This window comes from Sphingopyxis sp. (assembly GCF_025869345.1).
GTDB lineage: Bacteria > Pseudomonadota > Alphaproteobacteria > Sphingomonadales > Sphingomonadaceae > Sphingopyxis.
In genome coordinates, this window is the sequence record NZ_JAOZVW010000064.1 from 22,817 (window position 1) to 49,358 (window position 26,542).

At 66.5% G+C, this 26,542-nt stretch carries 23 protein-coding genes; 14 read left to right on the forward strand and 9 right to left on the reverse strand.

What is annotated here, in order from left to right; genetic code table 11:
- The first annotated feature begins 72 nt into the window (after nt 1–72).
- Entirely contained in the window at nt 73–1,638 is a 1,566-nt protein-coding gene (locus tag OJI97_RS07130) for a long-chain-fatty-acid--CoA ligase (RefSeq protein ID WP_297662365.1), read from the forward strand.
- Nucleotides 1,639–1,887: 249 nt separating this feature from the next.
- Here OJI97_RS07130 and OJI97_RS07135 read toward each other — a convergent pair whose 3' ends face one another.
- The 7 genes from OJI97_RS07135 to OJI97_RS07165 form a co-directional block, all read right to left on the reverse strand.
- Nucleotides 1,888–2,481, reverse strand: a complete 594-nt coding sequence (locus OJI97_RS07135) for a VOC family protein (protein ID WP_297662366.1) — start codon at nt 2,479–2,481, stop codon at nt 1,888–1,890.
- Between the two features lie 22 nt (nt 2,482–2,503).
- Nucleotides 2,504–3,121: a glutathione S-transferase gene (locus OJI97_RS07140; protein WP_297662367.1), complete on the reverse strand. Its 618-nt coding sequence runs from the start codon at nt 3,119–3,121 to the stop codon at nt 2,504–2,506.
- 50 nt (nt 3,122–3,171) lie between these two features.
- A complete protein-coding gene (locus OJI97_RS07145; RefSeq protein ID WP_297662368.1) occupies nt 3,172–4,095 on the reverse strand; it encodes an SMP-30/gluconolactonase/LRE family protein in 924 nt (307 codons plus the stop codon).
- The gene (locus OJI97_RS07150) at nt 4,092–4,739 is read right to left on the reverse strand and encodes a carboxymuconolactone decarboxylase family protein (protein ID WP_297662369.1); all 648 of its coding nucleotides are present in this window, start codon (nt 4,737–4,739) and stop codon (nt 4,092–4,094) included. Before OJI97_RS07150 ends, OJI97_RS07145 begins: the two co-directional genes overlap by 4 nt.
- An 11-nt stretch (nt 4,740–4,750) precedes the next feature.
- Complete coding sequence (locus OJI97_RS07155; protein WP_297662370.1) at nt 4,751–5,146, reverse strand: nuclear transport factor 2 family protein; 396 nt, start codon at nt 5,144–5,146, stop codon at nt 4,751–4,753.
- A 16-nt stretch (nt 5,147–5,162) separates the two neighbouring features.
- A complete protein-coding gene (locus OJI97_RS07160) occupies nt 5,163–6,455 on the reverse strand; it encodes an MFS transporter (RefSeq protein WP_297662371.1) in 1,293 nt (430 codons plus the stop codon).
- Nucleotides 6,456–6,600: 145 nt separating this feature from the next.
- On the reverse strand, nt 6,601–8,949 hold the full coding sequence (locus tag OJI97_RS07165; RefSeq protein ID WP_297662372.1) for a TonB-dependent receptor: 2,349 nt from the start codon (nt 8,947–8,949) through the stop codon (nt 6,601–6,603).
- Nucleotides 8,950–9,074: 125 nt separating this feature from the next.
- On the opposite strand from OJI97_RS07165, the gene OJI97_RS07170 reads away from it, so the two are divergent.
- Nucleotides 9,075–9,581, forward strand: coding sequence for a DUF3237 domain-containing protein (locus OJI97_RS07170; RefSeq protein ID WP_297662373.1), 507 nt, complete (start codon nt 9,075–9,077; stop codon nt 9,579–9,581).
- Nucleotides 9,582–9,583: 2 nt separating this feature from the next.
- Nucleotides 9,584–10,309 carry a glutathione binding-like protein gene (locus OJI97_RS07175; protein WP_297662374.1) on the forward strand — a complete coding sequence of 242 codons (726 nt, stop codon included), beginning with the start codon at nt 9,584–9,586 and terminating at the stop codon, nt 10,307–10,309.
- Nucleotides 10,310–10,490: 181 nt separating this feature from the next.
- Here the strand turns inward: OJI97_RS07175 and OJI97_RS07180 are convergent, their stop codons facing one another.
- Together OJI97_RS07180 and OJI97_RS07185 are read right to left on the reverse strand one after the other, a co-directional pair.
- The gene (locus OJI97_RS07180) at nt 10,491–11,195 is read right to left on the reverse strand and encodes a glutathione S-transferase N-terminal domain-containing protein (RefSeq protein ID WP_297662375.1); all 705 of its coding nucleotides are present in this window, start codon (nt 11,193–11,195) and stop codon (nt 10,491–10,493) included.
- Between the two features lie 4 nt (nt 11,196–11,199).
- Nucleotides 11,200–12,363: a CoA transferase gene (locus OJI97_RS07185; RefSeq protein WP_297662376.1), complete on the reverse strand. Its 1,164-nt coding sequence runs from the start codon at nt 12,361–12,363 to the stop codon at nt 11,200–11,202.
- A gap of 124 nt (nt 12,364–12,487) precedes the next feature.
- Here OJI97_RS07185 and OJI97_RS07190 point away from each other — a divergent pair, with 124 nt between their 5' ends.
- The 11 genes from OJI97_RS07190 (at nt 12,488) to OJI97_RS07240 (ending at nt 26,472) form a co-directional block, all read left to right on the forward strand.
- The gene (locus tag OJI97_RS07190) at nt 12,488–13,390 is read left to right on the forward strand and encodes a hydroxymethylglutaryl-CoA lyase (RefSeq protein WP_297662377.1); all 903 of its coding nucleotides are present in this window, start codon (nt 12,488–12,490) and stop codon (nt 13,388–13,390) included.
- Between the two features lie 172 nt (nt 13,391–13,562).
- Complete coding sequence (locus tag OJI97_RS07195; RefSeq protein WP_297662378.1) at nt 13,563–15,866, forward strand: TonB-dependent receptor; 2,304 nt, start codon at nt 13,563–13,565, stop codon at nt 15,864–15,866.
- Between the two features lie 21 nt (nt 15,867–15,887).
- The gene (locus OJI97_RS07200; protein WP_297662379.1) at nt 15,888–17,522 is read left to right on the forward strand and encodes a carboxylesterase family protein; all 1,635 of its coding nucleotides are present in this window, start codon (nt 15,888–15,890) and stop codon (nt 17,520–17,522) included.
- Nucleotides 17,519–19,078: an AMP-binding protein gene (locus OJI97_RS07205; RefSeq protein WP_297662380.1), complete on the forward strand. Its 1,560-nt coding sequence runs from the start codon at nt 17,519–17,521 to the stop codon at nt 19,076–19,078. The genes OJI97_RS07200 and OJI97_RS07205 overlap by 4 nt, the downstream gene beginning before the upstream one ends.
- A 53-nt stretch (nt 19,079–19,131) precedes the next feature.
- Nucleotides 19,132–19,827, forward strand: coding sequence for a TetR/AcrR family transcriptional regulator (locus OJI97_RS07210; protein ID WP_297662381.1), 696 nt, complete (start codon nt 19,132–19,134; stop codon nt 19,825–19,827).
- A gap of 99 nt (nt 19,828–19,926) precedes the next feature.
- The gene (locus OJI97_RS07215) at nt 19,927–20,820 is read left to right on the forward strand and encodes an SDR family NAD(P)-dependent oxidoreductase (protein ID WP_297662382.1); all 894 of its coding nucleotides are present in this window, start codon (nt 19,927–19,929) and stop codon (nt 20,818–20,820) included.
- Between the two features lie 71 nt (nt 20,821–20,891).
- Complete coding sequence (locus tag OJI97_RS07220) at nt 20,892–22,556, forward strand: MFS transporter (RefSeq protein ID WP_297662383.1); 1,665 nt, start codon at nt 20,892–20,894, stop codon at nt 22,554–22,556.
- A complete protein-coding gene (locus tag OJI97_RS07225) occupies nt 22,553–23,878 on the forward strand; it encodes a glycoside hydrolase family 1 protein (protein ID WP_297662384.1) in 1,326 nt (441 codons plus the stop codon). The genes OJI97_RS07220 and OJI97_RS07225 overlap by 4 nt, the downstream gene beginning before the upstream one ends.
- A gap of 274 nt (nt 23,879–24,152) precedes the next feature.
- On the forward strand, nt 24,153–24,929 hold the full coding sequence (locus tag OJI97_RS07230; RefSeq protein ID WP_297662385.1) for an SDR family NAD(P)-dependent oxidoreductase: 777 nt from the start codon (nt 24,153–24,155) through the stop codon (nt 24,927–24,929).
- Nucleotides 24,926–25,717 (forward strand): enoyl-CoA hydratase-related protein, encoded by a 792-nt coding sequence (locus OJI97_RS07235; protein ID WP_297662386.1) that lies wholly within the window; start codon nt 24,926–24,928, stop codon nt 25,715–25,717. The genes OJI97_RS07230 and OJI97_RS07235 overlap by 4 nt, the downstream gene beginning before the upstream one ends.
- Complete coding sequence (locus OJI97_RS07240; RefSeq protein ID WP_297662387.1) at nt 25,714–26,472, forward strand: N-acyl homoserine lactonase family protein; 759 nt, start codon at nt 25,714–25,716, stop codon at nt 26,470–26,472. Before OJI97_RS07235 ends, OJI97_RS07240 begins: the two co-directional genes overlap by 4 nt.
- Nucleotides 26,473–26,542 lie beyond the last annotated feature (70 nt).

Consider the following 26,542-nt stretch of genomic DNA (forward strand, 5'->3'; position numbering starts at 1 on the left):
GATTTTAGGGCTGGTCCGTTTTTACTTAGTATTCTATCTAATTCAAGCGAAACAGCAGCGAAGGAGAGCGAAATGATCGATCTGGACGCGATCCGGACCTTGGCGGACATACCCGCGGCGCAGGCCCGGAAGCGCGGCGATGCGGTCGCGGTGAAATTCGGGGAGCGCGAAACGAGCTTCGCCGAACTCGACGCCCGGTCGAATCGCGTCGCGAACGCGCTGCTCGCCGCCGGGGTCGCGCCGGGCGACCGCGTGTCGGCGCTGACCAAGAATCACGATGGCTGGTATCCGCTCTTCTTCGGCACCGCGCGGGCGCGCGCCTGCCTCGCCCCGGTCAACTGCCGGCTCGCGGCCGGGGAGATCGCCTTCATTCTCGGCGATGCCGCGCCAAAACTGCTGTTCGTCGGCGAGGATTTCTTCGACCTCGCGCTCGCGGCGGTCGCCGACCTCGCCGCGCCGCCGCGGCTGGTCGCGCTCTATGGCGACCATCCGGCGTTCGAGAGCCTCGATGCGTGGCTTGGCGATGCGGCGGCGACCGCGCCCGCCGACGAACCGCAGCTAAGCGACGACGTCCTCCAACTCTACACCAGCGGCACGACGGGGCGGCCGAAGGGCGTCGTGCTTGCGAACAAGAATTACCGCCGCTTCCTCGAAATGGCGACCGAGGTCGACGGCTTCGCTTATGGCGAGGACGAGACGGTGATGATCGTCATGCCCCTGTTCCACGTCGCGGGCACGAACGTCAGCTTCTCGGGCCTCGCGCAGGGCGGGCGGCTCGTGCTGGTCAAGGATTTCGCTGCCGCCGATGCGATTCGGATGATGACCGAGGAACGCGTCGCGCACGCTTTCCTCGCCCCGGCGATGATCCAGATGATGCTCCAGCAGCCGGGCGCGGAGGCGGGCGACTATTCCGAACTCCGTTCGATCGCCTATGGCGCCTCGCCGATCGCCGAGGACGTGCTGCGCCGCGCGCGCGCGGTCTTCGGCTGCGACTTCGTGCAATTCTATGGGATGACCGAAAGTTCGGGCGGCGGCTCCTACCTTTCACCCGCGGCGCACGACCTGCCGGGCAAGCTCACCTCGTGCGGTCAGCCGTGGCCGCAGACCGAAATGGCGATCCTGGGCGGCGGCGGCCAGCCGCTCGGCGACGGCGAGATCGGCGAGATCGCGATCCGCGGCGACATCGTGATGAAGGAATATTGGCATCGCCCCGAAGCGACCGCCGAGACGGTGGTGGACGGCTGGCTGCGCACCGGCGACGTCGGCTACCGCGACGCCGACGGCTATTATTTCGTCCACGATCGGATCAAGGATATGATCGTGTCGGGGGGCGAGAATGTCTATCCGGCCGAGGTCGAGAGCGCGATCATGGGCTGCCCCGGCATCGCCGACGTCGCGGTGATCGGCGTCCCCGACGACAAATGGGGCGAAGCGGTGAAGGCGCTGGTCGTGCCCGCGCCGGGCGCCGAGATCGATGCCGCCGCCGTCATCGGCTGGGCGCGCGAACGCATCGCCGCCTACAAGGCGCCGAAGAGCATCGACGTCATCGACGCGCTGCCGCGCAATCCGTCGGGCAAGGTGCTCCGCCGCGAATTGCGCGCGCCCTATTGGGAAGGCCGCGACAGGGCGGTGGGATAGGGGGCGGACGTAGCCGCTCCTCCCCGGCACGGGGAGGGGGACCACCGAAGGTGGTGGAGGGGCAGGTGCGTCATGGCGCGCCTTTTCTGGATCGAAGCGTAAACCGAGGGTGCCCCTCCACCATGCTTCGCATGGTCCCCCTCCCCGTGCCGGGGAGAATCAGCTTGTCGTCTTCCAGCCGACCGTCAAAAAAATGGCCCGGCGCAGGGCCGGGCCAAGAGGAGTTCCCAGTGGTACCCTTGGGAATGTCTATTCGGCCGGCACCGGCGTCCGGCCCATGATCATGCCCTCGCGCTTGGTGCCGTCCGCCTGCACCGGATCATGCGTGATGTCGCGTTCGTCGAGCGCGCGCGTCCAGGCCGCGAATTCGAGGCAGACGCCGTCGGGGTCGAAGAAATAGACCGAGCGGACATAGACGTCGTCGTTGAGCTCGGCCGACGACTGGGTCGGCGAATTGTCGTGGTTGAGGATCGGCGTGACCTCGACCCCCTTGGCGACGAGGCGCTGGTAATATTCGTCGAATTTTTCGGCGCGGACATTGATCGCGATATGGTTCATCGATCCGTGCGCCGACACGAAGCTGCCCTTCGTCGGTAGCGCGGCGGGGGCCGAGATGCCGGGGACCGCTTTGGGCGCGTTCGGGAACCAGAAGAAGGCGAGGCTGTCGCCGTTGCCGATGTCGAAGAAGAAATGCTGGCCGCGCCCGCCGGGCAGGTCGATCGTCTTGGTGAGCGGCATGCCAAGGACATCGCGATAGAATTCGACCGTCTTCGCCATATCCTTGCACACGAGCGCCAGATGATTGACGCCGAGGAACTCGAACTCCTTGTTGGATGCAGTCATGATCCGTCTCCTTTGTCGCAGTTCAATTGGAATTGGCGCTCGGGCGCGCCTTCATGCGGTCGTACCAGGCCGTAACATTGGTGGCCGCGGGATCGATCGGCTGGCCGACGCCCGCGCCGAAATCGAGAAAGGCGAAGAGCATCAGGTCGGCGAGGGTCAGCGCGTCGCCGGCGATGAAGTCGCGTCCCGCGATCAGCGGGTCGAGCCAGCGGATGCCGTCCTGCGCGACCGCCTTCAGCCCCGCCGCCGCTTCGGGCAAGCAGCGCATCCGCGATTCGAACAGCGGCAGGCCCTCGGCGAAGCGGAAGCCGTTGGTGAGCGGTTCGCAAATCTTGAGGTCGACGCGGCGCGTCCACATGCGGGTGTTCGCGCGTTCCTCGGCCGTGGTGCCGATCAGCGCGGGTTCGGGGAAGCGCTCTTCCAGATATTCGCAGATCGCGGTGATCTCGGTCAGCACCGAACCGTCGTCGAGCGCGAGCGCCGGGGTCTGTCCGGCCGGGTTCACATCGACGGCATAGGGCGCACGCCGGTTCTCGCCGCCGCGAAGATCGACCGTGACCTCGGGAAGCTCGATGCCCTTTTCCGCCATGAACAGGGTCACGACGCGCGGGTTGGGGCCGACACTATTATAGAATTTCATGTCTCTTCTCTCACCTCGAGCCTTTTAGGGCATTTTGACGAAATCGTCAACTAAATTGACGATTGAAGCGTTAGGCCGGGGCGCGGCCAGCGGACGCGGTAGAGGATGCCCGTCGTCGATGCCGTGATATAGGCATCGCGCCGGTCGGCGCCGCCGAACGCGATGTTGGTGATGCCGACATCGGGCAGCGGCAGATATTCCGATCCGCCCCCTGCGGGATCGAAGATGGTGATCCCGCCCTCGACCATGGTGCCGACGCAGATGCGGCCATCCTCCTCGATCGCGAGGCTATCGAGCAGGCGAAAAGCGGGCGGGGTGCCGACGAAGCGGCCCGGCGCCCAGGGCAGGGGCGGGGCGAGTTCGCCCGCCGCGACGACGTCCATTGCCCAGACGCGCGCGGTCATCGTCTCGCTGACGTAAAGGGTGTTGCCGCCGGGCGAGAGGCCGATGCCGTTCGGCCCCATCATGTCGGCGCGCTGGCGCGTGATCGCCGACCCGTCGGCCCTGGCGTAATAGATCGCGCCATGGTCGCGGCCGCTCGCGCGGACCTGGCCGTGGTCGGTGAACCAGAAGCCGCCGTGCGCGTCGAAGACGATGTCGTTCGGTCCCTTCAGCCGCTCGCCTTCGAAGCTGTCGTAGAGCGTCGTGACCGCGCCGGTGACAAGGTCGACGCGCTGGATCGAACCGCACGCCGCGGCGTTCGCGGCGTGGCCGGGAAAGAGCAGGGGGCCGGCCTCGACCCACTGGAACCCGCCATTGTTGCAGACATAGGCGGCGCCGTCGGGGCCGATCGCCAGCCCGTTGGGACCGCCGCCGAGTTCGGCGACGACCGAAACGGCGCCGTCCGCCGCGACACGCGTCAGCGTGCCGCGCGCGATCTCGACGAGCAGCACCGACCCGTCGGGCATCGGCACAGGACCTTCGGGAAAGCGAAGGCCGCTCGCGACGACCTCGGGCTGGCCGAACCCGCTCATCGGTTTGCCGGACGCGCGGGGCTGAGGAAGTCGGCGGCGCTGAAGCCCTCGGGCGCCGCGACCTCGACGATCGGGTCCTCGCGCGCGTCATATTCCATGCGCAGCGCGCGGGTGATGACGGCGTGCATGTCGTAAAGGCAGGTGATGTAGGTGAACTCGAAAATCTGTTCGTCGTCCCAGAAGCTCTTGAGCTTTTCGAATATCTCGAGCGGGACGCGGCCGCCGGCCTGGCTCAGGCAGTCGGCATAGGCGAGGACGGCGCGTTCCTGCTCGTCATAGCAATCGGCGACCTGCCAATAGGCGATGCCCGCGATCTTCTCCTCGCTGACGCCGAGGCCGCGCAGCGACTTGCAATGCTGCGAAAAGACGAACTGGCTGCCCTTCACCCAGCCGGCGCGGGTCTGGCCGAGTTCGCGCAGCACCGGATCGATCTTGCGCGCCGGGTGGCGATAGACTGCGAAGCCGTCGACGGCGTGTTTGAAGATATCGGGCGCGAGCGCGAAGACGGTCCACCAGTCGCCCGGCGTCCCGGTCGCGGTGCCCGGCTCGGCGACCGGGTCGCGGTCGCCGAACAGACGGTCGTAATAAGCGGTGACGATCTCGTCGGTGACTTCCGAACGGGAAACCTGGCGCAGGACGGGCATAGGGTTACTCCTCAGGCGTTGGCAAATTTGCGGAACTCGGCGACATGCGCGCTGTCGAAATATTCGTCGAGCCGCGTGATCTTCCCGTTCTCGACCTTGCAGACGATCGCGCAGGGCAGGCGGACCTCGCCGTTATCGTGGACGCGGCGGCCCTTCAGCACATGCTGCTGGACGAAGCCGCCGGGAAAGGCGGTGAGCCGGCGGTCGGCATATTCGCGATCCTTGATGCGCGCGACCATGCCGGTCAGCGTCTCGGCGGTCTGCGCCGGGGTGACGATCGCTTCGTCGGTATTGTGCCAGATTTCGGCGTCGGGCGTGAAGCTGCTTTGCATCGTCGCAATGTCGCCCGCCTCGATCGCGTCGAAGAAGCGCTGCGCCATCGCGCGGATATCATCCTGTTCTGCCATCATGGTCTCCTTGCGGTCATGCCGCGAAATCGCGGTCGAGGTGGCGCGTCATCGCGATCTGGACGGCACAGGCCGCGACCGCGAAGGGAATGAGCGCCATCAATCCCCAGCGCAGGCTTTCGATGCCGTGACCGGGTTTCAGCATGTCGCTGACGAAGCCCACGAACAGCGGGCCGAAACCCAGGCCGACGATGTTGAACATCAGCATCAGGATCGCGGTCGCGGTGGCGCGCGCGCGCGGCGGGGTCAGATTTTGCACCAGCGCCAGCGACGGGGCGATGTAGAAGGTGCAGGCGGTCAGCGGCACGATCATCAACGCCAGCGCCGCGGGCCAGCCGTCGACCGTCAGCGCGGCGATCAGCGACGGGATCAGGATCGCGGTGGCGATCGCGGGGACGCGGCCATAGGCGCGCGGCGAGTGTCGCGACAGGCGCGCCACCAGCCATCCGCCGCCGAGCGTTCCAGCGGCGAAGGTGATGCCGGCGACCGGCGCGAACCATGTTCCCATCGCGGCGAGCGGCATGGCCTGGACGCGCATCAGATAGGCCGGAATCCAGTTGAGCATCCCATAGCTCACGAAGGCGGCAAAGGCGGTCGCGGGCAGGACCAGCATCAGCGAGCGGCGTTCGCGGAACAGCCCCAGCGCCCGGGCGAAGGGGACCGGATCGTCGTTTGCGCTTTCGTCCATCTGGCCGCGCGCCGGCTCGTGCACCAGCCAGATCAGCAACGGCCCCACGAGGATGCCGACCGCGCCGATCGTCAGAAAGGCGTTCCGCCAGCCGATCGTCGCCGCGGCCCAGGCGCCGAAGGCGGCGCCGACGAATACGCCGAAGGGACCGTTGCAGGTGAACAGCGCCATCGCGACGGGGCGCCGGTCCGGCGGATAATAGTCGGCCAGGACCGACACCGACGGCGCGGTGCCGCCCGCCTCGCCGGCTCCGACCCCGAAGCGCATCAGCGCCAACTGCCAGAAATTGGACACCAGCCCGCACGCCGCGGTGAAGCCGCTCCACAGGATGCAGGCGATGCCGATCAGCCTGATGCGATTCCAGCGGTCGGCGAGGATGGCGACCGGGACACCCATTCCCGCATAGAACAGGGCAAAGGCCAGCCCGGTCAGCAACCCGAACTGGGTATCGCTCAGCGCGATATCGGCGCGGATCGGTTCGATCAGCATCGCGAGCAGCTGGCGGTCGACGAAGTTGATCGTGCCGACCACGAACAGCATCGCCAGCGCGACGTTGCGGCGCAGCGCGAGCCCGCTGCCGGGCGCGGCGTCGGCGCGACGGAGAGTGGTGGCCTCGGTCATGTCTCTCCCCGAATGCGCGAGTCTTATCGGTCGAAAATACTTAGGTATTTAAGTTTAACTGTCAAACAGATTTACGGTTCGCAGGCGCGCACGAAAACGCCCCCGCTCCTTGCGGAGCGAGGGCGCGGGACTGCCTTGCGGGCGATCAGAAGGAGGCGCCGAGGGTCAGCCCGAAGGTGCGCGGCGCGCCGTAAAAGCGCTGGGTGAAATAGTTCGACGTGGGGGTCAGTGCCGACACATAGGTCTTGTTGGTCAGATTCTTGCCCCACAGCATCGCGCGGAAGCGTCCGTCCTCGCTTTCCCAGCCGAGCGAGCCGTCGACGAGGATGAAATCCCCGGTCTTGCCAAAGGGATCGTTGACCACGGTCGATTCGAAATGGCTGCGATACAGCATCGCCGCCCGGAAGGTCAGATTGCCCGCGCTGCCCATCGGAACCGTGTAGTCGGCGCTCGCCTGCGTCTGCCATTTCGGCGCGCGCACCAGCTTGAGGCTCGTATAATCCTCATCCACCAGATATTTGCCGCCCGGCAGCGCCGTCACGTCGCCGCAGGTCGAGGTCGGCGTTGTCGAATAGCTGGCGGGGCCGTCGAGGTCGGCGCAGAAATCGGTATATTTGGCGTCGAGATAGCCGACATTGGCCGACAGGCGGAAATTCTGCGTCGGACGCAGCGTCGCCTCCAGTTCGATCCCCTTGCTCGTCGCCGCACCGATATTCTGCTGCGCGGTTTCCTGGCCCGAGGCGACGTTGGGATTGGAGAAGAAGACGCCGAATTCGAGCTGCTTGAACTTGGTGATGAAGCCGGTGAGGTTGAGGCGGAGCAGCCGGTCGAAGAAATCGCCCTTCAGCCCGGCCTCGAACAGTTCGGACGTGTTGTCCTGCGTCGGACCGGCAGTCGTCGGCGTCGCCGAGCGGGCGCCGAAGCCGCCGCCCTTGTAACCCTGGCTATAGCCTGCATAGACCATCACATCGTCGGTCAGGCGATAGTCGATCCCGGCCTTGAAGGTCGCGCGGTCGCGCTTGTAGCCGAGTTTGAAAGCCGCGCCGGTCGCCAGATTGGCATTGGCGATCTCTTCCATATCGGCGAGCGATTTCACCACCGAACGCGAGGTGAAATAGGCCGGCGACAGCAGGGTGCCGACGGGGTCGCGGAAATAATCCTTCGATTCCCAGCTCTGCCGGACGCCCAGCGTGATGTTCAGCCGGTCGGTGATGCCATAGATCGCCTGCGCGAACAGCGCCTTGGAGCTGTTGTCCTGCGACACGAAATCCTGACTGCCGAACTTCAGCGCCGGGTTGAGCAACACCGGCAGCGTCGGAAACGCCTGCGCCAGTTCGAAGCTCTGCTTCAGATAATAGCCGCCGAAGACGAGGTTGAGCCGGGCAAGCGCGTCGCTGCGGTCCGAAAAATCGGACTGCAGGCGCAGCTCCTGGCTGAACTGTCGGTGCGACTGCAGGCGGAAGGTCGGGAAGAAGAAGATTTCTGACTGGTCATAGTCGCTGTCGTTGAAATCGTCGGTCTCGATATAGCCGGTGATCGACTTGACCTGCCACGAGCCGAGGTCGAGCCCGACATTGCCGATGAAGCCGAGCTGGTCGGTGTCGTGGTTGGTGGGGAAGTCGCGGCCGATGGTGAAGGCACCGTCGTCGGGTTCCTCGAACCCGAATATCGTATAGAGCAGCTGGCTCCGGTTGGGTGCCGCATCGCCGCCCGGCGCGCTCGACCGGTCGCGGACGAGGAAGGCCTTGAGGTTGATGTCGAGATTGTCGGTGGGCGTGAAGACGATCGTGCCGCGCAGCGTCAGCCGGTCCTGGCCGCCGACCTTCTTGCCGTTCAGACGGTTGGTGAAATAGCCGTCATAGGTTTCCTTGTTGAGGACGAGCCGTGCCGCGAGCTTGTCCTGGATCAGCGGCATGTCGACCGCGGCGCGCGCGTCCATCCGCCCATAGTTGCCGACGGTCACCTCGGCCTGCACGCCCCAGTCGCGGCCGGGATTCTTGGTATAGGCGGCGATGCCGCCCGCGAGCGAATTCTTGCCGAACGAAGTGCCCTGCGGCCCGCGCAGCACCTCGATCCGGTCGAGGTCGAAGGTGTCGAGCATCGTCGCCACCGGGCGGGTGATGTAGACGCCGTCGATCGAGACGCCGACCGGGCTTTCCTCGGTCGATTCGATGCCCTGCGCGCCGAGGCCGCGGATGAAGATCGCCGCCGAATTGGAAAATGTCGCGACCGGCTGGATGCTGATGTTCGGGGTCGAGGGCGCCAGGTCGGTGATGTCGCGCGCGGCGGCGGCGGTCAGGCTCCGCTCGTCGAATGCCGAAATCGCCTGCGGAACATTTTGGATCGTTTCGTTGCGGAAACGCGCGGTGACGACGATGTCGTCCGATCCGCTGCCTTCCGAAGCGCCCTCGTCCTGCGCGATCGCCGGGGCGGCGAAAGCGAGCGTTGCGATCGCCGCGACGCTGGACAGCAGAATCTGATTATGAGTCTTCATGGTCACCCTCCCATTGAGTGTATGCCGCGGTATCGAAAAGCGGTTTCGATCCGTCAATTTGATTGACCCTTAGTATACTAATTGTTTTATGCTTGTCCATAGGCTGGAAAAGAGGATTCGCATATATGACCGAAGAAAATCAGCACCCCGCTCCGGCGGCCCTCGCGAGCCGTCCTCTGTGTACCGTCGAGTTCGAGGTCGGGGGCGGGCTGATCGCGATCGGCGCTTCGCCCTTCGGTGACCGGCGGCTCGGCTACATCACCGGCGGGCGATTTTTCGGGCCGCGAATCAACGGCATCGTCTTGCCCGGCGGCGGCAACTGGTCGCGCGGCGGGCGCCTCGGCGAAGTCGCCTCGGCCGGCACCTTCGACGCGCGCGCGGTGTGGCAGACCGACGACGGCGCTCTCATCTATCTGAGCTACACCGGCCGCAGCGTCATTCCCGACGATGTTCGCGCGACCTTTGCCGATCCCGCGGTGCCCGATGCCGACTCGTCGCGCTACTATCTGCGAATCGCGCCGGTGTTCGAAACCGCGAGCGTCGAATATGGCTGGCTGAACGGCCTGCTCGCGGTCGGCGTCGGCGAGCGCACCGACTTCGGGGTCCGCCATGTGATCCACGAGATTCTCTGACGATGATCGACCTTCATTATTCGGCGACCCCCAACGGGCAGAAGATCGCGATCATGCTCGAGGAGATCGGCGCGCCCTATCGCGTCCTTTCCTATGACATCTTCAACGGTGATCAGTTGACCGAGGCGTTCGGGCGCATCAATCCGAACCACAAGCTGCCCGCCATCGTCGACCAGAATCCGGCGGGCGGCGGCGAGCCGGTGACCGTCTTCGAATCGGGGGCGATCCTTCAGTATCTGGCGGAGAAGAGCGGGCGCTTCCTCCCCGCATCGGGCGCCGCGCGTGCCGCGACCCTGTCGTGGCTGACCTGGCAGGTCGCGGGGCTCGGCCCGATGGGCGGGCAGGCGAGCCATTTCCTGCGCTACGCCCCGGCGGGGCAGGATTATGCGGTCGAACGCTACACGAAGGAGGTGACGCGCCTGCTCACCGTCCTCGAACGGCGGCTGGAAAAGAGCGCCTATGTCGCGGGCGACGACTATACGATCGCCGACATGGCGATCTGGCCCGGCCGCGCCTCGGCCTTCGTCATGGGGATGGTGTTGGACGACTGGCCGGCGATGCACGACTGGTTCGAGCGCATCCGCGCGCGGCCCGCGGTCGCGCGCGCGATGGGGCGTGAGGATCTGAAGGCTCCGGCGAAATATATCGGGCGGCACCAGACGCTCGACGCGCGCGAATGGTCGAATATGTTCGGCGATGCGAACCATGCCGCGGTGAAGGGGGATTGAGGGAGAGGGCGGTTGCGACCGATTGCGGACGCCCGGCCTCTCCTGACTTTGTCATCCCCGCGAAAGCGGGGACCCAGAGCGTGCGTCGGCTAACCCCACCCTGGGTTCCCGCTTTCGCGGGAATGACAAAGGTGGGGAAGGGCTGCTTCCCATCCCAACGCAGCCATTCGTCAGCCGTCCTCTACCGCTTCACATGCTGCCGGTCGCCCCACAGGATCGCGCGATGTTCGTCGGTGAAGCCGGTGAGGCCGCCCTCGATCGTCTCGGCGCGCGCGACGCCGACCTGCATCCCTTCGGCGACCGCCGGGCGCGCGAGCATCGCGGCGCCCCAGCGCTCGACGTTCGGAAAGCGGCCCGCCTTGTCGATGAACTGGCGGCGGAGATAGGGCAGGGTCGCCATGTCGGCGATCGTATAGGCGTCGCCCGCCAGCCACTCGGCCTCGCCCAATCTTTTGTCGAGCACCATCATCAGCCGGTCGACCTCGCGGGCATAGCGTTCGATCGCATAGGGGTGCCGGTCCTTGGCATAATGGGTGAAATGCGCCTCCTGCCCGAACATCGGGCCGACGCCCGACACCTGGAACATCAGCCATTGCCAGCAGATCGCGCGCTTCACCGGATTCTCGGGAAGGAAGCGGCCGGTCTTCTGCGCCAGATAGAGGAGGATCGCCCCCGTCTCCCACAGTATGAAGCCCGGCCCCTCCGGCCCGTCGTCGTCGACGATCACCGGCGTCTTGTTGTTCGGATTGAGCGCGAGAAATTCGGGCGTGAGCTGTTCGCCTGCCAGGATGTCGACGGGCTCGAGCCGCCACGCGAGCTCCATTTCGAGCAGCGCGATCGCGATCTTGCGCGCGTTCGGGGTGGGGCCGCCATAGAGGGTGATCATCGCGTCACGCCTCGCGGCCGAGCCAGCGCTTCAGCACCTCGGCGCCGTCCTGGCCGACGGTGAGCGGGGCGGGGCGACGGACGCCGCCGGGTGTCGCCGACAGCTTGGGGAAGACGCCCTGCATCCGAATTTCGCCCAGTTCCTCGTCAGCGACCGTCACCAGCGCCTCGCGCGCGGCGAAATGCGGGTCGGCGAGCATATCTTCGGCGTCGTAGACGCGGCCTGCCGGGACGCCCGCCGCGATCATCTTCGCTTCGAGCTCCTCGATCGTCATCGTCTTCGTCCAGTCGCCGATCAGCGCGTCGAGCTCCTCCTGCCGCGCTCCGCGCGCGCGATGCGTGGCATAGCGTTCGTCCGTGGCGAGTTCGGGGCGCCCCATCGCTTCGGCCAGCCGCGCGAAGACCCCGTCCTGGTTCGCGCCGATCAGATATTCGCCGTCGCTGCACGGATAGACGTTCGACGGTGCGATGCCGGGCAGCGTCGACCCGGTGCGGCGCCGCTTCACTCCGCTCGCCGAATAATCGGCGACAGTCGATTCCATGACCTGCAGGACCGCTTCGTAGAGCGCCGAATCGACGATCTGGCCTTCGCCGGTCTTGCTGCGGTGATGGAGCGCCGCGAGCGCGCCGAGACAACCATAGGTGGCGGCGAGTGTGTCGCCGATCGACACCCCCATGCGCGCGGGCGGCAGGTCGGGATAGCCGACGATGCCGCGCCAGCCGCCCATCGCCTCGCCGATGCCGCCGAAGCCGGCGCGCTTCGAATAAGGGCCGGTCTGACCATAGCCCGACACGCGCACGACGATCAGCCCCGGATTGGCCTTGCGCAGCTCGACGGGATCGAGATTCCATTTTTCGAGCGTGCCGGGGCGGAAATTCTCGATCAATATATCGGCCTTGGCGATCAGTTCGCGCGCGAGCGCCTGGCCTTCTTCCGACCTCAGGTCGACCGCGACCGAATATTTGTTGCGCGCGATGACGCGCCACCAGCTTGGGCGGTCGCCCTGACCCCAGTGGCGCATCTGGTCGCCGGTCTCGGGCGGTTCGAGCTTGACGATCTCGGCCCCCATGTCGCCGAGCAACTGGCCGCAGAAGGGGCCGGCAATAAGCTGTCCCATCTCGACCACCTTGATTCCGTCCAGCGCTCCCCCGCCGCTTGCGTTCGTCATGTCGTTCCTTTCGGGTCGGGGCCTGATAGAAACAGGCTCAAGCCGCCCATGGCCATTGTATACTTAGAATGCTATGTAATTTTCAACCTGCTAAATGACTCGGGAAAAGTTCGGGACCGATATGGTGAAAAATCGCAGCGTGGAAATGGTCGAGGTCGGGCCGCGCGACGGCCTGCAGAATGAATCGGCGATCGTCTCGACCGCCGACAAGGCCGAACTGATCCGCCGCGCCATAGCTTATGGCGCGCGGCGGATCGAGGTGACGAGCTTCGTCAATCCCAAGAAGGTGCCGCAACTGGCCGATGCCGAGTCCCTGGTGGCGATGCTGCCTGAGCGCGACGACGTCACCTATATCGGGCTCGTGCTCAACCGCCGCGGCGCCGAGCGCGCACTGGCGACGGGGCGAATCGACGAGCTTGGCGCGGTGTGCGTGACGAGCGATTCGTTCGGCATCCGCAATCAGGGGCAGAGCTCCGACGAATCGCTCGCCGCGGCGATCGAGATCGTCGGTCTGGCGAAGGCGGCGGGGCGCAGCGGGCAGATCACCGTCGCCACTGCCTTCGGTTGCCCGTTCGAGGGCGAGGTCGCGATCGACCGTGTCGTCGAAATGGCGAAGCGCGCGGCCGACGCCGACCCGCGCGAGATCGCGCTCGCCGACACGATTGGCGCCGGCACCCCGGCGGAGGTCGCCGAAACGGTGGGGCGCGTGCGCGCGGCGGTCGGCGCGCTGCCGGTGCGGGTGCATTTTCACAATACGCGCGGCAGCGGGCTCGCCAATGTCTGGGCGGCGGTGAACGAGGGCGCGGCGACGGTCGACGCCTCGCTCGGCGGCCTCGGCGGCTGTCCCTTCGCGCCGGGCGCGGCGGGCAATGTCGCGACCGAGGACGTCGTCTACCTGCTCGAACGCAGCGGCGTGGCGACCGGGCTGGACCTGCCGCGGGCGGTCGAGGCGGCGGGCTGGCTCGGCGGTGTGATGGCGCGCCCGCTGCCCGCGATGGTGAGCCGGGCCCCCGCTTTTCCGGGCTAACGGCCCAAGTTTTCCGCGATTTCTGCGGCCACGCGCGACGGGCGCATCGCTGCTCGATGGCCATTAGGAATTTTATTCACACACACGATAGTGAATATTGACTCCTCCGTGAATGTGACGGATAAACCTCCCAGATCGGTGGCAACGACCGCCGACGGGAGGGAGAGTTTGTATGAAGGCTCAGCTTTTCGCGTCCGCATCGGCGGCCGCCTTGTTCGCGCTACCCGTTTCGGCGATGGCCCAATCCACTGATGGCGACGCACCCGCCGATACCGGCGTCCGCGCCGACACCCACGACAGCAAGGACATCATCGTCACCGCGACGCGCCGCACCGAGCGGCTTCAGGATGTTCCGCTCAGCGTCACCGCCTTTGGTCAGAAGGAACTCGATGACCTGGGGATCGTCGGCTATGAGGGGATCGCGCAGAATACCCCCGGCGTGGTCGTCAACCGGCCGACCCAGAATTTCAACAATTTCACCGCGCGCGGCATCAACACCAACGGCTATTCGGCCGGGCTGCAAAGCGCGGTCGCCATCTATGTCGACGAGCTGCCGATCTCGGCGAACGGCAATTCGACGATCCTCGACCCCAATCTCTATGACGTCGAGCGCGTCGAGTTCCTGCGCGGGCCGCAGGGGACGCTGTTCGGGTCGAACTCGCTCGCGGGCGCGATGCGGATCATCACCAAGAGCCCTGACCTCGACGAATTCCAAGCGTCGGCGAGCGTCGACCTCGGCCTCACCGGCTCGGATTCGCTACGCCAGCGCTATAATGCGATGATCAACCTGCCGATCATGAAGGACGAGATCGGGCTTCGCGTCTCGGGCTATTATCGCAACGAAGACGGCTGGATCGACAATATCGGCACCGGCATCAAGGATTCGAACAGTCTGGAGGCCTATGGCGGCCGCGCGGCCCTGCTCCTCCAGCCGAGCGACCGGATGAAAGTGAAGCTGCTCGTCTCCTATGAAAACAGCAAGCCCGCGGATTCGGGCCTGACCAATCCGCTGCTCGGCAAATTCGTCCGCAATTCGGATCGCCCTGACTTGTTCCAGGGCAAGCTCACCAACTACAACCTCACGGTCAATTACGAGTTCGACTTCGCCGAGCTGATCAGTTCGACGACGCTGTCGAATTACGACGCCTCCTTCTATGTCGATCTGGCCGGCACCTATGCGCAGGCCTTTCCCTTCGCGCTCGACGCCTATGGCTATGACGACCTGTTCGTGCAGGAGACGCGGCTGGTGTCGCGCCACGATGGCCCCCTGCAATGGGTCGCGGGCTTCTTTTATTACGACAAGCGCCGGACGGTCGATTTCGCCTATCGCTCGACGCCCGAATATCTGGCGGCGAACAATATCGTCGGGCTTCCCGACGAATATTATCAGCGCTTCAACAGCTATACCGATCAGAGCGAGATCGCCGGTTTCGGCGAGCTGACCTTCCGCTTCAGCGACAAATTCTGGATCACCGGCGGGCTGCGCTACGGCAATACCGAGGTGCAGAGCTTCACGCGCGGCGGCGGCTACAACAGCAATTATCTGACCGTCGCTTATTGCCGCGCCTTCACCCAGCTTTGCCTCGGTTTCATCCCGCCGTTCAGCGGCACGACGCCCATCCCCTATGCCGCAGGGCTGAAGGTGTCCGACGACCGCCTGTCGTGGAAGGCCAGCGCGTCGTGGAAGCCGGTCGACAGCCTGACCACCTATGCCACCGTCTCGACCGGGTTCCGCACCCCGGTGGTCAACGCGCGCGCCGGTCTGGTCAGCACGATCAACCCCAATGACATCGTCATCCCCGACGGCGCCAAATCGGACAGCGTGACCAATTACGAGGTGGGACTGAAAGGGCGCTGGTTCGGCGGCGACCTGACCGCCAATCTGGCCGGCTATTATATCGACTGGAAGAATATCCAGGTCCAGGCGAACCGCGTGTCGGATTCGATCCAGTTCGCGACCAATATCGGCGCGGCCGAAAGCTATGGTCTGGAATTCGAGTTCATGGCGCGGCCGCTCGCGGGGCTCAGCCTCGCGCTCAACGGCTCGTTCAACGAAGCGAAGGTGACCAAGCTGTCGGCGATCGAGGCAGCGATCTCGGGCGCCGAAGTGGGCACCCGGCTTGCGTCGCCGCATTTCCAGGGCTCGGCGACGCTGCGCTATGACTTCCCCGTCGGCGATAGCGAGACCGCGTTCGCGGCGGTCAATGTATCGCACGCGGGGTCGTTCCCGAACCAGTTCCCCAACGTGCCGGGCAATCCCGACGCGGTCAGCCCGACCTATGACTATACCGAGGCGTGGACCAACGTGAACCTCTATGCGGGCACGAAGCTGGGGGCGCTCAACCTGACCGCCTATGTCGAGAATCTCTTCGACGACAAGTCGATCACCTATGTCCACCCCGAAGCCTTTCTCGACGGGCGCTATGCCCGGATGCGGCCGCGGACGGTGGGCGTGCGCGCCGACTATCGCTTCTGACGGATGACGAGGGACCGGCCGATGATCGCTCGCTTCAGCCCCTTCGCACTTCTGCTCGCGGCCCTGCTTTCCGCGCCGGTCGCGGCCGCCGATCCGGTGGTCGATGCGCCCGATGGAGCGGTGCGCGGGGTGCAGGAGCGCGATATGCGGGTGTTTCGCGGCATCCCCTATGCCCAGCCGCCCGTCGGCGAGCGCCGCTGGCGCGCGCCGGCGGCGCTGCCGCGCTGGGACGGCACGCGCGATACGACGAAGTTCGGCGCCGCCTGTATGCAGCCGAAGCCGCGCGGGCCCAGCATCTATGCCTGGGACCTTCCGGCGATGAGCGAGGATTGCCTGTCGCTCAACGTCTGGGCGCCGCAGAATGCGAAGGGCGCGCCGGTCTTCGTCTGGATTCACGGCGGCGCCCTGTCGTCGGGGTCGGGCGCCGACCCGCTCTATGACGGCAGCGCGCTTGCGCGGCGCGGGATGATCGTGGTGACGATCAACTACCGGCTCGGCATGTTCGGCTGGTTCGCGCACCCGGCGCTCAGCGCCGAGGCGCCCGATCATGTTTCGGGCAATTACGGCCTGCTCGACCAGGTTGCGGCGCTCGAATGGGTCAAACGCAACATCGCCGCGTTCGGCGGCGATGCCGGCAATGTGACGATCGCCGGGGAATCGGCGGGCGCGCTCAGCGTCATGTATCTGATGGCGGCGCCCCCGGCGCGCGGTCTGTTCCACAAGGCGATCGCCGAAAGCGGCTATATGGTTTCGGCGCCCGCGCTCCGCGAGGCGATCAACGGTATGGTCCCCGCCGAGGCGCAGGGCGTCGACCTCGCCGCCAGGCTCGGCGTCGCGGACCTTGCCGCGCTGCGCGCGCTGCCCGCGGCGGACATCGCCGAAAAGGCGCGCGCGACCGGCTATTTCCCGTTCCCGAATGTCGACGGCAAGGTCGTGCCGCGCCAGCTCGTCGACACGTTCGACAAGGGCGAGCAGGCGCCGGTGCCGATGCTCGCGGGCTTCAACAGCGGCGAAATCCGCTCGCTCCGCTTCCTCCTGCCCAAGCCGCCTGCCGACGCCGCCGCCTATGAGGCCGCGATCCGCGCCGGCTATGGCGAATTCGCCGACCTGTTCCTCGCGCGCTACCCGGCGAAGGCGATCGAGCAGAGCATGCTCGCCGCGACCCGCGACGCGATGTACGGCTGGACGTCGGAGCGGCTGGCGTCGGATCAGGCGGCGCTGGGGCAGGGCGCCTATCTCTATTTCTTCGACCATGGCTATCCGGCGACCGAGGAATGGAATCTCCATGGCTTTCACGCCGCCGAATTGCCCTATGTGTTCGGCACCGCGACGCGGACGCCGCCGCTGTGGCCGAAGATTCCGGACAATCTCGCCGAGCGGAAGCTGAGCGAGGCGATGGGCGATTATTGGGCCAGCTTTGCCAGGGCGGGCTGGCCGCGCGCGAAGGGCTGGCCCGACTGGCCGGCCTATGCCGACAATCGCGGTTTCCTGCATATCGCCGACGTGCCGCGCGCCGGGCATAATCTCCTCCCCGGCACCGCTGCCCTCCACGAAGCGGTGGTCTGCCGCCGCCGCGCCGCCGGCAATATTGCCTGGAACTGGAATGTCGGCGTGATTTCGCCGCCCTTGCCCCCCAAAGCCGCGGGGTGCCAATGATCGACGGATCGATGCAGACCTATGCGTTGACGCTCGACAAATTCCTCTCCCATGCCGCGAAATGGCACCCCGGCGCCGAAGTGGTTTCGGCCGGGGCGGAGGGTCGGGTCCGGCGCATCGGCTATGCCGCGCTGCGCGAGCGGGCGCTGCGCGTGTCGGGGGCGCTCGCGGCCCTCGGGATCGCGAAGGGCGACCGTGTCGCGACGCTTGCCTGGAACACGCAGGGGCATGTCGAGGCCTGGTACGGCATCATGGGCATGGGGGCGATCTGCCACACGCTCAATCCGCGCCTGACCCCGGCGCAGCTCGGCTCGATGCTCGCCCAGTCCGAGGCGCCGGTGCTGCTCGCCAGCCCCGACCTGCTGCCGCTGGCACAGGATGCGGTGCGCAATCTGGGCACGGTGCGCCATATCTTGCTGCTCGATACCGCAGAGGGCGAGGGCGCGATCGAGCCGCTGGTCGCCGCCGCCCCGGCCGATGCCGTATGGGGCGATTTCGACGAGACCAGCCCGTCGGGGCTCTGCTTCACCTCGGGCAGCACCGGCGCGCCGAAGGGCGTCACCTATACCCATCGCGGCTGCTTCCTCCACACGATGCGCCAGCTTCAGGCCGATGTGCTCGGCATCACGGCGCGCGACGCGGTGATGCCGGTCGTCCCGATGTTCCACGCCAATGCGTGGGGCATTCCCTTCACCGCCCCGGCGGTCGGCGCGAAGCTGGTGCTGCCGGGCCGCCACAGCGACGGCGCGCATCTGGCGCGGCTGATCCGGGCCGAGGGCGTGACCGCCGCCGTCGGTGTGCCGACCGTCTGGCTGGGGCTCGTCGAACATCTGGAGGCCGAGGGGGGCGAGGTGCCGACGCTCGAACGCATCCTCGTCGGCGGATCGTCGATGCCGCCCGCGCTGATGGACCGGATCGAGCGATGCCTGGGGGTGGAGGTGCAGACGAGCTGGGGAATGACCGAGCTGTCGCCGCTCGGCACCGCCGCATTGCCGGGCGACCCCGCGCGGCGGCCGTCGCTTTCGGGCCGTCCGGCGATGGGCATCGACCTGCTCCTCACCGACGCCGAAGGCCGCGCGCTTCCCGAACAGCGCGGCGCCGAGGGGCATTTGCGCGTGCGCGGCGGGTCGGTCGTCGAACGCTATTTCGGGCAAGCGGAGCCTGCGACCGACGCCGACGGCTGGTTCGACACCGGCGACCTGGCGCGGATCGATGGGGCGGGCAATCTCGTCATCACCGGCCGCGCCAAGGATCTGATCAAATCGGGCGGCGAATGGATCAATCCCGCCGAGATCGAGGCGCTGGTCGGCGCGTTGCCGCAGGTGTCGCTTGCCGCGGTGATCGGGCGGTCCGACCCCAAATGGGGCGAGCGCCCGATCCTGCTCGTCGAAACCAGCGAGCCCGCAGTCAGCGACGCCGAACTGCTCGCGCCGCTCGCCGGGCGGGTCGCCTCATGGTGGATTCCCGACGCGGTCGTGCGGCTCGACGCGATGCCGCTCGCGCCGACGGGCAAGATCGACAAAATGCAATTGCGGGCGGAATATGGACAGGTGTAGGCGCTTTAAGGTTAAGATTGCGGCCGCCTGAGAAGGTGCGGAAGGAAGAGAATTTGGCGTCGAATGCAAAGAGCGCGGTGAAACGGCCATCGAAGGCGGAACAGCGCGCCGAAATGATGGAGCAGATTCTCGACACCGCCGAACTCCTGTTTTCGAAGCACGGCTTTCACGGCGTGACGCTGAAGGACGTCGCCAAGCAGGTCGGCGTCCACCACACGCTGCTCAACTATTATTTCGACGACAAGCGGACGCTGTTCGACGCGGTGTTCGCGCGGCGCGCGGTGGTGACGATCGACAAGCGGATGCAGGCGCTCGACGATTATGACCGCGCGGCCGGCGGCAAGCCGACCGTCGAGGGCGCGCTCCACGCCTTCCTCGATACCGACCTCGACCTTTACATCCAAGGCGGCGAGGGCTGGAAGAATTACGGCGCCTTCGGCGCGCAGGCGTCGAATAGCCCCGAGGGCGCCGAGTTCATGGACAAATATTTCGACCCGGTGGTGCTGCGCCTGATCGACATATTGAAAAAGGCGCTGCCCGAATCCGACGCGGAGGATATTTTCTGGGGCTATCATTTTGTCACCGGCGCGCTGATGCTGACGCTCGCGCGGACGGGGCGCATCGACAAATTGTCGCAGGGGCTGTGCCATTCGGACGATTATGAGGCGGTGAAGCAGCGCATGGCGCGCTTCATGGCGGCGGGCTTCCGCGAGATCTGCGAACAGAGGAAGGACGCCAGGGCCGGCTGACCGCGGACGCAGGCCGCCGGACCTGCGGGGGGACGGCGCTTTCGGGTTTTTGTTCACTCACAAGTGAGTTACTATCATATGCGACGAGGAAGGAACGCTATGCAACTGAATGGGCGGGTCGCGATCGTGACCGGAGCGGGCGGCGGCCTGGGCCGCGCACACGCGCTGATGCTCGCGCGGCACGGCGCGCGCGTCGTCGTCAACGACATGCAGGCCGACGCGGCCGAGCGCGTCGCGGACGAGATCGCGGCGGCGGGCGGCGAAGCGCTGGCGGTCCGCGCGTCGGTCACCGACGAGGCCGAAGTCGCGGCGATGGTCCATTCGGCGACGCTCGCCTGGGGCGGCATCGACATATTGGTCAACAATGCCGGCATCCTGCGCGACAGGAGCTTCGCGAAGATGGACCTCGCCGACTTCCGCCTCGTCGTCGAGGTTCATCTGATGGGCGCCGCAATCTGCTCGAAGGCGGTGTGGGACCAGATGCGCGAGCGGCGTTTCGGCCGTATCGTGATGACGACCTCCTCGTCGGGGCTCTACGGCAATTTCGGGCAGGCCAATTATGGCGCGGCCAAGATGGCGCTCGTCGGGCTGATGCAGACCCTCGCGCTCGAGGGCGAGAAATACGGCATCCGCGTCAACTGCCTCGCGCCGACCGCGGCGACCGCGATGACCGACGGCGTGCTCGCGCCCGAAGCGCTCGCGTATCTCGCGCCCGAGGCGGTGAGCCCGGGCCTGCTCGCGCTCGTCGGCGAGGATGCGCCGACGCGCGCGATCCTGTGCGCGGGCGCCGGCCATTTCGCGGCCGCGAACGTCACGCTGACGGACGGCGCCTTCATCGGGCGCGGCGACGACGCCGCGACGCGGGTCGCCGCCGAATGGGATCGCATCGCCGACCGGCGCGGCGAGAGCGTGCCGGCCTATGGCTTCACGCAGGCTGAGCGTGAGCTCGCGAGCGCGGGCGTCACCGCGCCGACGATGGCGGTCCAACGCTGATATTCCCCGGGAGCGTGGCGGACGGGCCGGTCAAGAGCCCGCCGCCGCTGCCGGGCTGAAGGGAGAGGAAGATGGTAACCGACAGCGAAATGCTGCCCGCCGAGGGCAAGCGCCAGAACGAGACTCTCGTCATCACCGCCTCGTCATTGGGGACGGTGTTCGAATGGTATGATTTCTATCTCTATGGCCTGCTCGCCAGCGTGCTTTCGCACCATTTCTTTTCGGGGGTCAACGAAACCACGGGTTTCATCCTCGCGCTGATGGCGTTTGCCGCGGGCTTTGCGGTGCGGCCGTTCGGGGCGCTGGTGTTCGGGCGCGTCGGCGACGTCGTCGGGCGCAAGAACACCTTCCTCGTCACCATGGCGATCATGGGGCTGTCGACCTTCGCGGTCGGCTTCCTGCCCTCCTACGACACGATCGGGGTCGCGGCGCCGATCGTCCTGATGCTGCTGCGCCTGCTCCAGGGCCTGGCGATCGGCGGCGAATATGGCGGCGCGGCGGTTTATATCGCCGAACATGCGCCGCCCGGAAAGCGCGGCTTCTACACCAGCTTCATCCAGACGACCGCGATGATCGGGCTGATCCTCGCCTCGACCTTCGTCGTCACGCTGCGCCTGTTCATGGACGAGGACAGCTTCAACGACTGGGGCTGGCGGCTTCCCTTCCTCTTTTCGATCGTCCTCTTGTCGGTCGCGCTGTGGATTCGCCTCCAGCTCGAGGAAAGCCCGGTCTTCCAGCGCATGAAGGAGGCCGGCGCGACCTCGAAAGCGCCGCTCAGGGAAGCGTTCGGCGAGTGGCGCAACCTCAAGATCGTGCTGATCGCGCTGTTCGGGGCGGTCGCGGGGCAGGCGGTGATCGGCTTTGCCGCGCACCTCTATCCGCTCTTCTATCTCGAACGCATCGCGCGGGTCGACGGGGCGACGGCGAATTTCCTCGTCGCCGCCGCGCTGACGATCATCATCCCCAGCTTCATCTTCTTCGGCTGGCTCAGCGACAAAATCGGGCGCAAGCCGATCATGATGACCGCCTGCGTCATCGCGGTCTTCGTCTATTTTCCGCTCTACAAGGCGCTGGTCGTCGCGGCCAATCCCGCGATGGCGGCGGCGGTCGAGCGCGCGCCGGTGCAGGTCGCGGCCTATGCCGGCGAATGCTCGTTCCAGTTCGATCCGATCGGCCGCAACAGCTTCGATGCGACGAGCTGCGACATCGCCAAATCCTATCTCGCGAAGAACGGCATCAACTATGCCAATGTCGCGGCGCCGGCGGGAACGGTCGCCTCGGTACGGATCGGCGCGCGGACGCTCGCGGTTCCCGACCCGGCGGGGCTCGACAAGGCAGGCCGCGCCGCCGCGGTCGCATCCTTCGACGCCGCCGCGAAGGCCGAACTCGACGCGGCGGGCTATCCCGACAAGGCCGATCCGGCGCGGGTGAACAAGGGCCGGGTGCTCCTGATCCTCTGTACCTTCGGGCTGCTCGCGACGATGGTCTACGGCCCGCTCGCGGCGCTGCTCGTCGAGCTGTTTCCGGCGCGCATCCGCTACAGCTCGCTGTCGCTGCCCTATCATATCGGCAACGGCTGGATCGGCGGCTTCATGCCGACGATCGGCTTCGCGATGGTCGCCGCGACGGGGAATATCTATCAGGGGCTCTGGTATGCGGTCGTGATCGCCGCGGTCACCGCGGTCGTCGGCATCCTGTTCCTGCCCGAAACCTACAAGCGGGACATCGAGGCATGAGCGGGGATGGCGCGATCGGCCGCCGCGCACTGATCCAGGCGGCGGCGGGCGTGGCGGCCGCGCCCGCGCTGCTGGCGAACACATCCGCCGCGACGCAGCGCAAGCCCGCGCCCGGGGGTTTCCTCTGGGGCGCCGCGATCTCGGCGCATCAGAGCGAAGGCAACAACACGAACAGCGATGCGTGGCTCGCCGAAAATATCCGGCCGACCCTGTTCAAGGAGCGCTCGGGCGACGCGTGCGACAGCTATCATCGCTATGACGAGGATTTCGCGCTGGCCGAAACTCTCGGGCTCAACTGCTACCGGCTCGGGATCGAATGGGCGCGGATCGAACCGAGCGAGGGACATTTCTCCAACGCCGAGCTCGACCATTATGCGCGGGTGCTGACCGCGTGCCGCAAGCGCGGGCTCGCGCCGGTCGTCACGCTCAGCCATTTCACCGTGCCTTTGTGGTTCGCGAAGCGCGGCGGGTTCGAGGCAAGCGACGCGCCGCAGCTTTTTGCGCGCTATTGCCGCACCGTCGCCGAACGGCTCGGCGGGCTGATGCATCTGGTGACGACGTTCAACGAAGCGAATATCGGCCTGCTCGTCGCGCTGTTCCCGCAATCGGAAGCGGGCGCGGCGTTGCAGCGCGAAGCGCAGGCGGCGCTGGTCGCGGCGACCGGCGCGCCGAAATTCTCGCGCCTCGCCTTCGCCGATCCCGCGGCCACGACGCCGATCATGCAGCAGGCGCACCGGCTCGCCTATGCGGCGATCAAGGCGGCACGGCCCGAACTGCCGGTCGGGATCACGCTGACGACGCAAGACATCCAGTCGGCGGGGGCGCCGTCGCTCGTCGCCGACTATGAGCGGCGGCTCTATGGCGACTGGATCGACGTCGCGCGCAGCCACGCCGATTTCTTCGGCGTGCAATGCTATACCCGCCTCCGCTTCGACGAGCATGGCATGGTCGCGCCGCCGGAGGGCGCCGAACTGACCTTGTCGGGCTATGAATTTTATCCGCAGGCGCTGGCGAATACGATCCGCTGGGCGCACCGGACGATCGGCAAGCCGATCTATGTCACCGAAAGCGGCGTGGCGGTGGCCGATGACGCCCGCCGCATCGCCTTCAACGACCGCGCGCTCGACGGGGTGCGCGAATGCCTAGACGAAGGCATATCGGTACACAGCTATATCTATTGGTCGCTTCTCGACAATTTCGAATGGACGTCGGGTTATGCGGTTCCCTTCGGCCTCGCCGCGGTCGACCGGCAGAGCTTCAAGCGCACGCCGCGCCCGAGCGCTTTTCATTTCGCCGCGATCGCGCGCGCGAACCTTATCTAGGGTCAGGAATCCAGAATCAGACGCCGCCGCCACGCGGGCGACCCGCATCCACGCCGTCCGGATAATGTCGGGAAAGAGGAGCCTTTATCCCCCGTCCGCCACACTCGGTGGCCGCGACGGGGGAACAGGTTGTGTGTGCACGAGAAGAACAATAAGAGAACAAATATCGATCGTCAACCCTCTTTTGCATCGGGCGCGGGCCGGTTGACGTAAACGTCAATTGACGCCAAAGCCAAGCCAGAGCCGATAAGGGAAACAGCGAAAGGAACAGGAAATGGCCGAGCAGCCCCGCTTTGATCTGACCGGGCGCGTCGCGCTCGTGACGGGCGCATCGTCGGGACTCGGCGCCGGTTTCGCGCACGCGCTCGCGGCGGCGGGCGCGAAGGTCGTGCTTGCGGCACGGCGCGCCGACAAGCTCGCCGAACAGGTCGCGGCGATCGAGGCGGCGGGCGGCCAGGCGATCGCGGTCAGCCTCGACGTCACCGACGAAGCCTCGACCAAAGCCGCCTATGACGCCGCCGAGGCGGCATTCGGCACCGTCGACACGATCGTCGCCAACGCCGGGGTCGCGACCGAGAAGGTGGCGACGGCGCTAAGCGTCGAAGAGGTCGACGGGCTGTTCGCCGCGAACGTGCGCGGCGTCTTCCTGACCGCGACCGAAGGCGCGCGCCGCCTCGAGGCGGCGGGCAGCCGCGACAGGCAAAACGGCCGCGTCGTCCTCATCGGCTCGATCACCGCCGAAAAGGTCTTTCCCGCGACTTCGGTCTATGGTGCGAGCAAGGCGGCGGTGCGCCACTTGGGCAAGGCGCTCGCGCGCGAATGGGCGCGGCGCGGGATCAGCGTCAACGTCATCCAGCCCGGCTATTTCGAATCCGAGATGACCGCCGACCTGTTCAATAGCGAGGCGGGCAAGAAGTTCGTCGCGACTTTCCCGCGCCAACGCCTGCGCCCGCCGAGCGACCTCCACGCCCCGCTGCTGCTGCTCTGCTCGGACGCCGCGCAGGGGATCACCGGCAGCGTGATTACCGTCGACGACGGGCAGACGCTGTGAGCGGCGAACTGCTCGTCGAGGCGCGCGGGCAGGTCGAGATCGCGACGCTCAACCGGCCCGAGCGACTGAATGCGCTGAGCGAAGGGCTGGTCGACGAGCTCAATGATTATTTCGGCGGGCTCGCCGGGCGCAAGGACGTCCGCGTCGTCATCCTGCGCGGCGCGGGACGCGGCTTCTGCGCCGGACTCGACATTCAGGAGGACCGCACGACCGACGAAACGCCGGTGCTGCGCACGCTGCGCACCCAGACGAACATCGGCAATATCTACCGCAAGATGCGCGCCTGCCCGCAGCCGATCATCGCGCTCGGCCATGGCGCCGCGGCGGGCGGCGGGCTGTCGCTGCTGCTCGCGTCCGATGTGCGCTATGCCTCGCCCAGCTTTCGTTGCAACGCCGCCTATATCCGCATCGGGCTCGGCGGCTGCGACATGGCGTCGAGCTATTTCCTGCCGCGCCTCGTCGGCGCCAGCCTCGCGTCGGAGATGATCCTGACCGGCCGCTTCGTCGATGCCGAGCGCGCGCTCTCCGCCGGGCTGGTCAGCGAGATCGTCGAGGAGGAGGCGCTGCTGGGCCGCGGTCTCGCGCTCGCCGACGAGATGCTCGCGACCAGCCCGTGGGGGCTGCGCCTGTCGAAGCAGGCGCTGAACCTCAACATCGACGCGCAAAGCCTCGACGCCGCGATGGCGATCGAGGATCGGCAGCAGGTGATCCTGTCCGCGACCGAGGATCATAAGGAAGCGCTCGCCGCCTTCCTCGGCAAGCGGCCGCCGGACTATCGCGAGCGGTGACCGGCACGCTCACCCTCTATGCCTTCAACACCGGCTGGTTCCAGTGCCGGCCGGGCTATTTCATCGAGGGCGAGGAGGGCGATTATCTCAAGGGGCCGGTTCCGTCCTATCTGATCGATCATCCCGGGGGGCGGGCGCTGTTCGACAGCGGCATGGGCGCGCGCTACCGCCGCACGCTCGCCGATGCGCTGCCGCCGAACAAGTTCGGGCTGCAATGGTTCGAGGGGCAGGAGATCGCGGCGCGGCTGAAGAGCATCGACGTCGATCCGGCGAGCATCGACTGGGTGATCAACTCGCATCTCCACATCGACCATTGCGGCGGCAACGCCAGCCTGCCCAATGCGACGATGATCGTCCAGTCGCGCGAACTGGCGGCGGCGCAGGCGGTCGAGGAGCCGGGGCTTTACGAGGCGGAGGATTATGCCACCGGCCAGCCGGTGCGCGCGATCGACGGCGAACTCGACCTGTTCGGCGACGGCAGCGTGCGGATCGTCCCCACATACGGCCATACGCCGGGCCACCAGAGCGTCATCGTCACGCTGCCGAGCGGGCGCGAGATATTGCTCGCCGCCGACTGCTGCTACACCGAGCGCAACCTCGATTTGATGGTGCTGCAAAAGGCGGTGGTCGACCGCGAGGCGGGCCTCAAGACGATGGAGTTCCTAGACCGCCGCCGCCGCGCCGGCGCCCATATCCTCTTCGGCCACGACGGACGCCAATGGGCGAGTGTCGAGGAGGGGAGGCCGATCAGGTGAAAGGAAAGGGATGACCTTGCTTTATTCGTCACCCCGGACTTGCTCCGGGGTCCCGCTCAGCGACGGTGAC